Here is a 12,566-nt window from a genome sequence, read left to right on the forward strand (position 1 = left end):
GAAGTAGAAAGGGTCGGCTCAGCGTCCGGGCGTATAGGGCCGTTTGTCGCGCCACTCGGTCGCGAAACGGATCAGCTCGTCGTCGGGCGTTTCCGGCAGGGTCACCGCCAGCTTGGCCAGCAGGTCGCCACGCTTGCCCCCGGCATAGGCGCCCCGCCCCTTGAGCCGCAGGATCTTGCCGCTGTTTGAGCCCTTGGGAATGGTCATCATCACCGCGCCCTCGGGCGTCGGCACCTGAATCTTGCCGCCCAGCACCGCATCGGGGACCGAGACCGCCAGGTCCATGGTCAGGTCCGCGCCGTCGCGCTTGAACACCGGGTGCGGCGCGATCTTCAGTTCGATCAGAGCATCCCCCGCCTGACCGCCGCGTCCCGGCGCGCCCTGTCCCTTCAGCCGGATCACCTGGCCTTCGGACGCGCCCTTGGGGATGGCCACGTCCAGCATCCGCCCGTCCGAGAACTGGATGCGGCGCGTCGTCCCGGCGATGGCGTCTTCCAGACTGATGTCCAGCGTGGCCCGCACGTCCTGGCCCTTGCCGCCGCCGAAGCCGCCGCGACCCGCCGTGCGACCGCCGCCGCCAAAGGCGCCGAACAGTTCTTCCAGGTCGATGTCCTCGAAGCCGCCGCGTCCGCCCGAACCGCCGAACCCGCCAAAGCCGCCCGACCGACCGCCGCCGCCCGGCGGCGCCCGGAACTGTTCGCGTCCATCGGCGTCGATCTCGCCGCGATCAAACTTGGCCCGCTTTTCAGCATCGCCCAGCAGGTCAAAGGCCGCCGTAATGCGCTTGAACCGCTCCTCAGAGACCTTGTCGCCGGGATTCTTGTCCGGGTGCAGCTCCTTGGCGAGTTTGCGAAACGCCTTCTTGATCTCGTCCGCGCTCGCGCCTCTGGCAACGCCCAGTTCCTTATAGGGATCGCCAGCCACGTTCGCTTCACTCCGACATCAGAAAAGACCAGAGCGTCAGTTAAGCCATGCGCCCCCCCGCTGGAAGGGGCAGACGTGGTTTAGAGCAAAGGCGCAAACGCCTCCGTCCCCCAGCCATAGCCCTCGCCCCACTGAGCCACGCCGACCCGCGCGCCCTCGCCAACCCCGCCGGGCCAGTCCGTCGCTACTTGGGTCGCCGCATAGATCGCCTCCAGCCCCTGGACCTCCCAGACCCGCTTCTCGACGCCGCCGTCCAGCACCCGCACGCGGAACCGGCGCGGATCGACCTCCACCGGTTCAGTCTCCCAGCCCTCGCCGTTCACCCGTACGCGCGGCGTCCACGACAGCCGCCATCCGCCGCCCTCGGCCACGGCCCCCAGATGCGCCGGTCGCCAGGGCCGCGCCGAGCGCCCTGCCCAGGTGAAGCCCGCCTCCGCAAAGCCCGCCCCGCCCGGCGGCCCCCCCGTCGGTCCCGCCCGCCACAGACGCGGCAGGCCCCGCTCGCCCGCGCTCATCTCCACGCGCGGCAGGTCCCGATCCAGCATCACGACCAGAGCCCCGGCCGCCGCCCCGGCAGCCGCCTCCGCCTCTGTCCCCTGCTGCCCCCGCAACAGACCGGTCAGCCGCCAGACCCCGCCTCCGATCAGGTCCGCGCGCCGATACTGCACCACCTCCCAGCCCGCCGCCGTCTCGACCGCCAGGGCATTGCCCCCGCCCAGCACCGCAGCCCCAGACAGGCTCTGAGGCGCCGCGCCTTCGATCCGCACTGTGATCGCATTGGCCTCGTCCCAGCGCCCCACGACGCCGCGCCTCAGCGGCCCGGTCAGCACGCCCACCGTCGCTGGCTGCATCGCCGCCGCGCGCGGCGTCAGCGTCGCCGCGTCCTGCCGCGACCGCCGCGCCTGGCGCACAGCTCTTGAAGTCGGCGAAGTCGCGAAACCGGAAGCCGTACAGCCGCCCGCGTCGCGCCTCGAAAAAAGCCGTCAGCGCCGCCACGTCGTCCAGCGACCGCAGCCCCGCCCCGATCAGATAGCGCCGACGCCCCTCGGCCCAGGGCATCGAGCGGCGCTCGAACCCCGAGCCCAGGGTGGTGATCTCCGTCCGTCGCTCGACCCCGCCGGTCGATCCGAACGCCAGCCGCGCCGGCAGGCGCACCTCGTGAAAGGCCATGCATCCTCGCTTGTGTCTTGAACTGCGCCATTCCGAGACAAGCTGCGATTTGTTCGCAGAAAATCTGCCCCAAGGTCACGCTTCGGGTTGTCGGGAAACCGGCGCTCGGTCATGCTCGCGTCAAAGCGGCCGGGGGCCGTTCAGATTCAGGAGACTTCCGAGTGCGCGGTGAAATTCTCAGCTACGACGATGTGTCAGGCACCGGCCTGATCAGCGGCGACGACAGCATCCGCTACGGCTTCGCCCGTTCGGCGATTCAGGCCGGCGGCGTCATCCGCCCCGGCGCACGCGTCGATTTCGCCGCTGAAGGCGTCGAGGCGACCCTGGTCACCGTCCTGGCGGCCGATCCCGCCGCCGCCTTCGGCGCCGCCGCCGCTTCCTCGTACGTCGCCCGCGACACCGGCGGCGGCTACGACATCAAGAGCGCCATGCTCTCGTTCAAGGGCCGTCTGCGCCGCCAGCACTTCTGGATCAGTTGGGCCATTCTTCTGGTGCTGGGCATCGTCTGCAGCTTCTTCCCCGCGGTCAGCTTCTTCCTCGGCCTGATCCTCCTGGTTCCTCACCTGGCGATCGGCTTCAAGCGCTTCCACGACATGGGTAAGCCCGGCTGGCTGGTCGTGATCCCCTGGGTCTTCTGGTACGGCGCCATGGGCATGATGGTCGCCGCCTTCGGTCTGGCGGTCATCACCGACCCCAACGCCATGCAGTCGATGGACCCCGAAACCCTGCTCGCCACCGGCGGCGCCGCCTTCGGCCTCATGTTCCTGGCCGTTTTGGTCAGCCTCGGTTTCTGGCTCTGGCTCGGCATCGGCGACAGCCAGCGCGGCGACAACAAATACGGCCCCAATCCCAAGGGCGAGTAGGTTCAAGGGGCGCTCTTCGGAGCGCCCCTTTTTCATGACTTCAGTAAGCCCTCCCCCTCGAGGGGGGGAGGGTTGGGTGGGGGTGTAGGCAGACCCCATCCCTTAGGTCTCTGGAGACTGGAATGCGTCGAGGGAAACACGCCCCTACAGCCTACGCGCGCCCAGGGCCGTCGCCCGCGCCAGCATCCGCGCGATCTGCGCCTCGGACCGCAGCAGGCCCTGCGCCCCGCCGTCCACGCTGACATTGACCGTCATCCCGGCCCCGCCGCCCACCGCTTCGATGCTCCCCGCGCCCGCCGGTCGAAACACCTCCGGCCCGCGCTCGCCGACCAGATAGGCCCCGCCGCCCAGCACCGGCCCGCCCTCGGCCCGCGCCCCGCCAATCCATGTCGTGCGGCGTCAGGCTCATCGGCTTCCAGTCCAGCCCGCCTTCCAGCAGCAGAGGCCGCCCGGCGTTCCGCGCCCCCGCATGGGCCTCGCCCAGCTCGGCCTTCAGCGCCTCGAACTGCTCCCCCGTCAGCCGCTCGCCGTCCTTCGCCCCATAGACCAGCGCGCCGCTCGGCCGCGCCGCATTGTCCAGCAAGGCCTTGTTCCAGGCCCCCGAGGCGTTGTGCACGTCGATGGCGAAGGCCGCCGCCTCCAACGGTGAAAACCCGTAGTGATCATCCGTCGGGTGAAACAGCTTCAGATGCATGACCGGCGACCAGCCGTCTGCGTGCCGCGCGATCCGCACCGCCTGCCCGCCGACCGCATACTCATAGGCCGCGGGCCAGCCCGCCCGCCCCGGAACCACCTTCACCCGGTCCGGCCGCAGCGCCCACAACTCGTCGGGCGCCCCGTCCCCATCGGCGTCCCCCGACGCCTCGACATAGGCGTTGCCCGCCGTCTGCAGCGCGCCGTAAAGCCCCTCCATCAACTCCCCGCCCGACTGCTCGGGATTGGGTTTGGCCAGCAGCCGCGCCAGCGGATGCTCCGTCGTCCGCACGCCCCCGACCATGACGATCAAGGGCGTCGAGGCCGCCGCCTCCGCGATCATCCGCACGCAGCGATAGGCCACGGCGTTCTTGGCGAACCCCTCCTCGGCCAGATGGGCGTAGTCCCGCGGCGTCCACCGGGGGCGGCCGGCCGATGTCAGGGCGATCAACGGCCCCGCCCGGCTATCCTTGATCTCAGGCGCAGCAACGCGCCGCCGACCGAACGGTCGTCGCCAATCCATGTGGTTCTCCATGATCTCTTACCCTTCTCCCCTTGCGGGAGAAGGTGGCAGGCGAAGCCTGACGGATGAGGGGTAGCGCTGCCGCTTGCCCTCTTCCGACGGTCGCCGTCGCAAAACCCCTCATCCAGCCCTGCCGGGCCACCTTCTCCCGCAAGGGGAGAAGGATCAGATCACAACGCCCTCAACCTCGGCTGCGTCTTGCCGGCCAGCAGCAGGTGGGTCAGCCCCCACACCAGCGCATCCGCCCGATCCGGGCTCTTGCTCCCCGGCGTCTCGCTCCCCAGGGCCATCATCTCTTCTTCCAGCGCCGGGAAGGCCCCACAGTGGACCACCCGACCCTGCTCATAGAGGGCCGCCACCGGCTCGGCCCGCGCCTTCTTCGACCGGCTGGCGTGGACCAGCTTCACCTGGGCCGGGCAATCCGCCTGCCCCAGCAGGGTCCGCACCATCTCTCCGCCCTGATTGGCTTCGGCCAGCACCAGGTCGGCCTCGAACTCCCGCGCCGTCTCGGCCACGCGCCGCGCCCATCCGGCCGGCGACAGGCCACGCGCCGAGCGGTCCGCCAGCACGTATCCGACCTTGTCCTTGCGCCCCGCGACCACGATGCCGCAGGCGTCGCCGTGGGCGCTGGCCGGCGGGTCGACCGCCACCACCACCCGCTCGAACTTCGCCGGTCGGTTGCCTCGCGCCCGCGCCAGGTCCTCGGCCCGGAACAGCGCGCCGTCGGCCTCGACCACCAGACCCTCCATCTCCTGCGCCTCCAACCGGGTCCCGGCGTAGAGCGTCTTCAGATGGGCCAGGAACCCCGGCGCCAGGTTGTCGGCATTGGCCTGCGTGGCCAGCCGCGCCTTCACCACCCCCGGCTCGGCCAGCAGCCGCCGCAGCGCCGGAATGGGCCGGGGCGTCGTGGTGATCGCCAGCTTGGGGTCATCCCCCAATCGCAAGCCGAACCTCAGGTTCGACAGGGTCGTCTCGATATGCCTCCAGGCGCAGAACTCGTCGGCCCAGGCCGCATGGAACTGCGGCCCGCGCAGACTGTCCGGGTCCTCCGCCGAAAAGGCGTAGGCCGCCGACCCCGAGGGCCAGATCAACCGGCGCCGCCCCGCCTCCCAGCGCGGCCGGTTGTCGAACGGCGCCTGGGCCTTCAGCCCCGACGGCCCCTCGACCATGACCTCGCGCACGTCATGTAGGGCCGGTCCGACCAGGGCGAAGGTCCGATTTTCGCCCCGCGCCAGTTCGTTCAGCCAGAACCCTCCGGCGAAGGTCTTGCCCGACCCGCGCCCGCCCAGCAGGACCCAGGTGCGCCAGGCGACCTCACGCGGCCAGATCTGTTCGTCGTTCAGCTTCGGCGTCGCCCGGATCGCCGCCCGCAGCGCCCGGATCTTCTCCTCTCGCGGCAGGCTCTCGATCCAGTCCAGCAGCAAGGGACTTGCGCTCGAAGGCTGCGACGAGATGATCGACACGGGCGAAGAATTCGGCCTGGAGCCCGGCCAGTTCGGCGTCGCTGACATCACGATCGTCTTCGCTCATTTCATCCTCATCAGGGGTCTTGCGGGCGGGTTTCAGCGCCGCCACCGCCTTGGCCGTCCGCGCCAGGACCCCGACGGCCCGCGCCCGCTTCTCGGCCTCGGCCACGTCGGTCGGCGGCGGGGCCGCCGCGACCACCGCGATCGCCTCGTCGGTCAGGACCTTCAGCCGGTCGAAGACCGCCGCCAGCCACCCCGTCTCATCCGCTTTTCCCGCCATGCCTGAACCATAGAGCACCAGCGTCCCCAGGCTGGCGAACAGCCGCGAGAACGAACCAATCCCGGTAAATTTCAGGCTTTGCGCGTCGCAACTGCGATAGCCGCTGGAGGATGGCGCTTCTATCCTCCCCATTCCATGGGGAGGGGGACCGCGCAGCGGTGGAGGGGGCGACGCAGACTTGGGGAGGAAAGACCTCGCCTCAGCTCGCCAGGGCCGCCGGATCGCCGCCCGCCAGCCAGTGGGCCAGGGCCCCGGCCAGCTCCGGGATCTGGATCGGCTTGGCCAGATGCCCGTCCATGCCCGAGTCCAGGCAACGCGCCACCTGGTCCGCCTGGACGTTGGCCGTCAGGGCCAGGATCGGCGTGCGATGCCCCGTCCCCGCCTGCATCCGCCGGATTTCCCGCGTCGCCGTCAGCCCGTCCATGACCGGCATGTGCACGTCCATCAGCACCAGGTCATAGGCGCCGGTCTGCATGGCCTGCACCGCCTCGGCGCCGTCGCAGACCGTGTCAATCTCCAGCCCCAGCCCGCGCAGGATGGCGCTGACCAGCTCCCGGTTGCCCGGCGCGTCGTCGGCCATCAGGATGCGTCCGCCCGCCATTCCGCCCGACGCCGGCATGTCGTCGTCGCCGCTGGCCAGTCGCCCGACCGCTCCGCCCTGGGCCAGGGGGGCCTCGAACCAGAAAGTCGCCCCCTCGCCCGGCTGGCTGTCGACCCCGATCTCGCCGCCCATGATCTCGATCAGGCGTCGTGAAATCGCCAGCCCCAGCCCGGTCCCGCCATAGAGCCGCGTGGTCGAGGCGTCAGCCTGCGAGAAACGCTGGAACAGGACCTCGATCTTCTCGGCCGGAATGCCGATGCCGGTGTCCGTCACCGCCACCCGCAGCCGCCAGCGCCCCTCGGCGTCCGGCGCTCCGCCGACCCGCAGCGTCACCCCGCCCTTGCCGGTGAACTTCACCGCATTGGACAGGAAGTTCAGCATGACCTGACGCAGCCGCCCGGCGTCCCCGGTCAGGACCTCGGGCATGGCGGCGTCGACCACCACCTTGAGGCTCAGCCCCTTGGCCACGCACTGGCCCTCGACAATGGCCGCCGCCCCGTCGACCAGGGCCGCGACCTGGAAGGGCTCGGGGTCCATCTCGATCGCGTTCGCTTCCAGCTTGGAATAGTCGAGGATGTCGTTGATCACCCCCAGCAGGGCTTCGGACGCCGTCGCGATCCGCTCGACATAGGTCCGCTCCTCGTCGGGCAGGGCCTCCGACCCCTGCAACAGGCCCGAGAAGCCGATCACGCTGGTCAGCGGCGTGCGCAGCTCATGGCTCATATTGGCCAGGAACTCGCTCTTCACCCTGGCCGCCGCCTCGGCCGTCTCCTTGGCCTCCAGCACCTCGGCCTCCAGGGCCTTGCGCTGGGTCATGTCGCGGATCACCACCACGACGTCGTCGACGTGGCCGTGCTCGTCCCTCAAGGCCTTGAAGGTGCATTCGACCCAGACGGTCGAGCCATCCTTGTGCAGGGCGCGGTGCTCCAGTCGCGTCGGCTGGCCGGTCTTCACCGCCTTGCCGATGGCGCCCAGCACCAGGTGACGGTCCTCGCGGTGCACATAGTCGGTCGACTGACCGCTCATGTCCTCGAAGGTCCAGCCCAGCAGTTGCTGGATCGCCGGCGAGATATACTTGCTCGACCCGTCCATCTTGACGCGGGTGATGACGTCGCCGGTATTCTCGGCCAGCAGACGATAGCGCCGCTCATTGGTCTGGGCCGCCCGCAACAGACGCTCGCGCTCGGTCACGTCCTGCAGCACCCCGAACAGGGCGATCACCCGGCCCGTGGCGTCCTTCTCGGTCGCGCCCTCGGCGGCGACCACCCGCTCGACCCCGTCGGTCCCCAGCAGTCTCAGCTTGAAGGTATAGCCCTCGCCCGTCTTCAGCGCCCGTTCGACCAGATGCTGGATCTCGGCCCGGTCATCGGCGTGATAGTGGCGGAAGACATCGTCCAGCGTCGGGGCGAAGGCGCCCGGCGTGATGGCGTGGATGCGATAGATTTCGTCGGACCAGGTCACATCGCCCGAGGCGACCTCATAGCGCCAGCGTCCCACCCCGACCATGTCCTCGGCCAGACGCAGGGTCTCCAGACGCGCCGCCTCCTGCCGCATGGTCTCGGCGTGCTCCACCAACTGCCCGGCCAGGCCCGCCAACTCCAGGATCAGCCGACGCTCCGCCTCGCTGGGCGCCGGTCGCGGCTTGACGTCCATCACCCCCCGCCGACCGGCAGGCCGTCCGGGGTGCAGACCGTGGCCCCCAGGAAGAAGCGCACATAGGGCGGGCCGACAACCATCGGATGCTGACAAAAGTCAGGTCTCGCCAGCGCGTCCTCGACCACCACCACGGCGCCCGGCCCCATGCCGACCAGGACATGGCTGACGCTTTGCAGGCGCGGCACGCTGGTTTCATCCAGACCGACGCTGGACCGGAACACGGCCAGGTCCTCGTCCAGCACCGTGATCATGGCGTGCGGCGCGTCAAAGGCCGCACAGACCACGGCCGTCAGCCGGTCGAATGCGTCCCGTCCGCCCGTCTCAACCGATCCCGTCTGCGTAACCACGATCCCCATAATCGCCCCCTACACCCCGCACGACGAATTATTCGTTAGCGTCGCCGCCGCGCTCCAGCATCCATTCCGGCGCCTCGAAATCCAGCGCATCCTCCTCGGTGGCCAGGGCGGTTTCCGAGATCGTCTGGCGTCGGATCGACACCCCGGCCGTATGTACGGTCTCAGGATCGCCCGAGATCAACGGATGCCACCAGGCCAGGCCCCGCCCCTCATGCACCCGGCGATAGCCGCACGACGGCGGCAGCCAGCGCAGCCCCCCGATCTTGCCGGGCGTCAGCTTGATGCAGTCCGGCACATGCGCCTGCCGGTTGGCGTAGTCCGAGCAGGTGCACCTGTCCGGGTCGAACAGCTTGCAGTGCACCCGCGTCGGCACGATCTCGCCGGTGTTCTCGTCCTCGAAGCGAATGACGCAGCACAGACCGCACCCGTCGCACAGGCTCTCCCACTCGGTCGCCGACATCTCCGTCAGCGGTGTTGTTTCCCAGAAGGGTTTCATGCGCCGGGCCTATACGCGCCCTGGCCCGCCCTGTCGCCCTTCGCCTTTCCTCCCCATGAAATGGGGAGGAAAGTGGATCGCACGCTCAGTGCGTCACGCTCTTGGAGAAGAGGTTGATCACCACCACCCCGCCGACGATCATCACCAGGCCGATGACGGCCGGCAGGTCCAGCTTCTGCTTGAACAGGAACAGGCCGATCACCGAGATCAGCACCACGCCCAGCCCGCTCCAGATGGCGTAGGCCAGGCCCACCGGCATCTGCTTCAGCGCGATGGTCAACAGGTAGAAAGCCAGTCCGTAGCAGAGCGCCAGCCCCGCCGTCGGCCAGGGCCGGGTGAACTGCTGCGACTGCTGCAACAGGGTCGTCCCCATCACTTCAAAGCCGATGGCGCCCAGCAGGGCCGCCCAGGTGATCGGGTTCATTCGAAACCCTGGGCCTCGGTCAGGATGCTGCCCGGCGTCAGCAGGGACAGCAAGGCGCGGCGCTGATCGGGCGAGACCTCATGGGTGCCGAACAGATCGCTCATCCACAGACCGTCGGCGATCAGCCGCAGCATCAGGGCGTCGTCCTTGCCCGCCGGATCGACCGGATCGTCCTCGGCCAGAGTCCGCATCGCCGTCCGCCAGCGTGCGATCAGGCTCGGCTCCACCGCACAGGCCACCAGGGCGGCCCGGCCGATGCTGACGTCGCGCTCGGTCACCGGCTCGTTGACCGTGGCCCGCAGATAGGCCCGCGCATTGCGGCCATAGGGGTTGGGATCGCGCGCCGCCTCGGCCAGGATGGCCGCCGTCATCTCCGACGCCAGGTGGTCGATCACCCCTTCCAGCAAGGCCAGCTTGGTCGGGAAGTGATGCAGCAAGGCGCCCTTGCTGAAGGGCAGGCGCGCCACCACGGCGTCCAGCTTCAGCCCGGTCGCCCCCTCTTCGGCGGCAGCCTCGATGGCCATGTCGATGATCTCGGCGCGGGTGGCTTCCGGCGCGCGGCGGCGAGTCTGAGCGTCCATGCCGCCTTACATACCAACTGGACGGTAACAATCAAGGCCCCGTCAGTTTTGTCGCACCCGCCGACGCGCCAGATAGACCCCGATCACCACCGCCGCCGCCAGGATCATGCCCAGGAAGGCCGATCCCAAGGCTGACAGGATGGTCGTGAACAGCGTCCCCATGAAGCCCTGTCCCACGGCGATCACCGTCTGGGGCCCCGCCGTCCCGCCATAGTCGGCGGAAACCCGGTAGGCGCCGGCCCGTTCGACATCAAAGACGTTGATCGCCTCGCCCTGGCGTCCGCCCAGAGAATAGCTCGCGCTGCCCATCGGCGCGCGCACCGCCACCGGCGCCCCGTCCGCCGCCTCGACCCGCACAGTCAGGCCCGACACCTGATCGACGCGATAGACCCGGCCATCGACGACGCTGCTGTATTCCAGAAAGACGGTGTGCAGACCGGGCTCCAGCCTCAGTTCGCGCGTCCCCGGCACGACGATCTGCTCCAGTCCGTCGTCCAGCTTCGACAGCTGGGTGAACAGGATGACGCCCATGGCCGCGAAGCCGCAGATCGCCGGCAAAAGGGCCAGGGCGTACCACCCCTGACCCGGCGCCTTGGACGGCGCCCCGCGTCGTTCCGAACCCTTGAGATCCATGTCCGCACCCTGCCGTCATTTCAAACGACTACAGCCCGCGACGCCGACTTGGTCAACGCCGATGGTCGAACCGGCGGTCAGTCGCTATATGGCCGCCCATGGCTGCTCGTCCCCCCCTCGTCGCCCTTAAGGATGTCCGTCTTCAGGACGGTCAACGCCCGCTGTTCGACGGGGTCGATCTGGCGGTCGAGCCGCGCAGCCGCGCCGCCGTCGTCGGCCGCAACGGGGCCGGCAAGTCGACCCTGATGAAGGTGGTCATGGGTCTGGTCGAGGCCGACAGCGGCGACCGCGCCGTCCAGGCCGGGACCCGCTTCGCCTATGTGGCGCAGGAGCCGGACATCACTGGCGACACCCTGCTGGACTACGCCGCCTCGGGCGGGGCCGAGCGCTGGACCGCCGAGAGCTGGCTGACCACCTTCGGCCTCAACCCCGAAAAGCCCGCGCAGAACCTGTCCGGCGGCGAGACCCGCCGCGCCGCCCTCGCCAAGGCCTTCGCCGAGGAACCCGACGTCCTGCTGCTGGACGAGCCGACCAACCACCTCGACATCCTGGCCATCGAACTGCTGGAGAACGAGCTGGTCCAGGCCCGCTTCGCCGTCCTGGTGGTCAGCCACGACCGCGCCTTCCTGAACAAGGTCACGAACACCGTCCACTGGCTGGACAACCGCCGCGTCCGCACCCTGAACAAGGGCTTCGACGCCTTCGACGACTGGGCCGCCAAGGTTCAGGAAGAAGAGGCCCTCGCCCTCGAAAAGCTGACCAAGACCATCGAGCGCGAGACCGAAACCTTCTACCGCTCCATCACTGCGCGGCGCACCCGAAACGAGGGCCGCGCCCGCAACCTGGCCGCCCTGCGCGCCGAACGCGCCGAGAAGATGAAGGACGTCCCGCGCGACCTCTATCTGGGCGTCGATTCCGGCGCCGTGTCAGGCAAGCTGGTGGCCGAGTTGAAGGGCGTGTCCAAGGTCTTCGGCCAGCGCACCATCTTCAAGGGCCTGACCACCCGCGTCATGCGCGGCGACCGTCTGGCCATCGTCGGCCCCAACGGCGCGGGCAAGACCACCCTGGTCAAGACCCTGCTGGGCGAGCTGACGCCCGACGAAGGGACCGTCCGCCTCGGCGCCAATCTGGAGCCCGTCTATCTGGATCAGTCGCGCGAGGGGCTGAAGTCGGACATGACCCTGTGGGACGCCCTGACGCCGGGCGGCGGCGACAGCATCATCGTGCGCGGCTTCTCAAAGCACGTCGCCGCCTACGCCAAGGACTTCCTGTTCCAGGAAAGCCAGCTGCGCCAGCCCATCTCGACCCTGTCGGGCGGCGAGCGCAACCGCCTCCTTCTGGCAAGGGCGCTGGCCAAGCCGGCCAATATGCTGGTCCTCGACGAACCGACCAACGACCTGGACATGGACACGCTCGACAAGCTGGAAGAGCTGCTCGAGAGCTATGACGGCACCCTGATCCTTGTGTCGCACGACCGCGACTTCGTCGACCGCCTGGCCACCTCGACCATCGCCATGAACGGGCGCGGCGACATCGTCGAAACCCCCGGCGGCTGGCAGGACTTCCTGCGCCAGAACCCCACCTTCCTCGCGCCCCCGCCGACCCACGCGGAAGCCGCCCCCAAGGCCCCTGCCCCGGTCGCCGCCGCGCCCAAGAAGTCAGTCAAGCTTTCGTATAAAGACGCCCGCCGCCTGGAAGAGGTCGAGAAGCTGATGGAGACCCTGCCGGTCGAGATCGCCAAGCAGGACGCCATCCTCGCCGACCAGAGCCTCTACACCCGCGACCCCGCCGCCTTCGACCGCGCCATGAAGGCCGCCGACAAAGCTAGAGCCGACCTCGAAGCCGCCGAACTGGACTGGCTGGAGCTGGAAGAGAAGAAGGCCGCCCTGGCGGGGTGAGG

The 12,566-nt window shown here is 69.2% G+C and carries 13 protein-coding genes and 1 pseudogene; 2 read left to right on the top strand and 12 right to left on the bottom strand.

Annotated elements, in window-relative coordinates; all coding sequences use genetic code 11:
- Positions 1 to 18: 18 nt before the first annotated feature.
- The 3 genes and pseudogenes from ACR9FL_RS12850 to ACR9FL_RS12860 form a co-directional block, all read right to left on the bottom strand.
- Positions 19 to 924 carry a DnaJ C-terminal domain-containing protein gene (locus ACR9FL_RS12850; RefSeq protein WP_436355858.1) on the bottom strand — a complete coding sequence of 302 codons (906 nt, stop codon included), beginning with the start codon at positions 922 to 924 and terminating at the stop codon, positions 19 to 21.
- An 80-nt stretch (positions 925 to 1,004) separates the two neighbouring features.
- Complete coding sequence (locus tag ACR9FL_RS12855; protein WP_436355859.1) at positions 1,005 to 1,835, bottom strand: GTA baseplate fiber-binding domain-containing protein; 831 nt, start codon at positions 1,833 to 1,835, stop codon at positions 1,005 to 1,007.
- A 34-nt stretch (positions 1,836 to 1,869) separates the two neighbouring features.
- A pseudogene (locus ACR9FL_RS12860) lies at positions 1,870 to 2,094 on the bottom strand (DUF2460 domain-containing protein); the annotation flags it as partial.
- Between the two features lie 161 nt (positions 2,095 to 2,255).
- Between ACR9FL_RS12860 and ACR9FL_RS12865 the strand changes: the two are divergent.
- Positions 2,256 to 2,957 (top strand): DUF805 domain-containing protein, encoded by a 702-nt coding sequence (locus ACR9FL_RS12865; RefSeq protein WP_296176526.1) that lies wholly within the window; start codon positions 2,256 to 2,258, stop codon positions 2,955 to 2,957.
- Positions 2,958 to 3,108: 151 nt separating this feature from the next.
- On the opposite strand, the gene ACR9FL_RS12870 is transcribed toward ACR9FL_RS12865, so the two are convergent.
- From ACR9FL_RS12870 to ACR9FL_RS12910, 9 genes are all read right to left on the bottom strand, one after another.
- Positions 3,109 to 4,173, bottom strand: a complete 1,065-nt coding sequence (locus ACR9FL_RS12870) for a phage portal protein (protein ID WP_436355860.1) — start codon at positions 4,171 to 4,173, stop codon at positions 3,109 to 3,111.
- 170 nt (positions 4,174 to 4,343) lie between these two features.
- On the bottom strand, positions 4,344 to 5,597 hold the full coding sequence (locus tag ACR9FL_RS12875; protein ID WP_436355861.1) for a DNA-packaging protein: 1,254 nt from the start codon (positions 5,595 to 5,597) through the stop codon (positions 4,344 to 4,346).
- Positions 5,488 to 5,919, bottom strand: coding sequence for a hypothetical protein (locus ACR9FL_RS12880; RefSeq protein ID WP_436355862.1), 432 nt, complete (start codon positions 5,917 to 5,919; stop codon positions 5,488 to 5,490). Before ACR9FL_RS12880 ends, ACR9FL_RS12875 begins: the two co-directional genes overlap by 110 nt.
- Before the next feature lie 199 nt (positions 5,920 to 6,118).
- Complete coding sequence (locus ACR9FL_RS12885; protein ID WP_436355863.1) at positions 6,119 to 8,173, bottom strand: ATP-binding protein; 2,055 nt, start codon at positions 8,171 to 8,173, stop codon at positions 6,119 to 6,121.
- Positions 8,173 to 8,532, bottom strand: a complete 360-nt coding sequence (locus ACR9FL_RS12890; protein WP_436355864.1) for a hypothetical protein — start codon at positions 8,530 to 8,532, stop codon at positions 8,173 to 8,175. The genes ACR9FL_RS12885 and ACR9FL_RS12890 overlap by 1 nt, the downstream gene beginning before the upstream one ends.
- Positions 8,533 to 8,560: 28 nt before the next feature.
- Positions 8,561 to 9,028, bottom strand: a complete 468-nt coding sequence (locus ACR9FL_RS12895; protein ID WP_436355865.1) for a YcgN family cysteine cluster protein — start codon at positions 9,026 to 9,028, stop codon at positions 8,561 to 8,563.
- An 85-nt stretch (positions 9,029 to 9,113) separates the two neighbouring features.
- The gene (locus ACR9FL_RS12900) at positions 9,114 to 9,452 is read right to left on the bottom strand and encodes a DMT family transporter (protein WP_296175544.1); all 339 of its coding nucleotides are present in this window, start codon (positions 9,450 to 9,452) and stop codon (positions 9,114 to 9,116) included.
- The gene (locus ACR9FL_RS12905) at positions 9,449 to 10,033 is read right to left on the bottom strand and encodes a TetR family transcriptional regulator (RefSeq protein WP_436355866.1); all 585 of its coding nucleotides are present in this window, start codon (positions 10,031 to 10,033) and stop codon (positions 9,449 to 9,451) included. Before ACR9FL_RS12905 ends, ACR9FL_RS12900 begins: the two co-directional genes overlap by 4 nt.
- Before the next feature lie 42 nt (positions 10,034 to 10,075).
- Positions 10,076 to 10,666 (bottom strand): hypothetical protein, encoded by a 591-nt coding sequence (locus tag ACR9FL_RS12910; protein ID WP_436355867.1) that lies wholly within the window; start codon positions 10,664 to 10,666, stop codon positions 10,076 to 10,078.
- 98 nt (positions 10,667 to 10,764) lie between these two features.
- Between ACR9FL_RS12910 and ACR9FL_RS12915 the strand changes: the two genes are divergently transcribed.
- A complete protein-coding gene (locus ACR9FL_RS12915) occupies positions 10,765 to 12,564 on the top strand; it encodes an ABC-F family ATP-binding cassette domain-containing protein (protein WP_436355868.1) in 1,800 nt (599 codons plus the stop codon).
- Positions 12,565 to 12,566 lie beyond the last annotated feature (2 nt).

It is taken from the genome of Brevundimonas sp. CEF1 (assembly GCF_051353055.1).
Lineage (GTDB): Bacteria > Pseudomonadota > Alphaproteobacteria > Caulobacterales > Caulobacteraceae > Brevundimonas.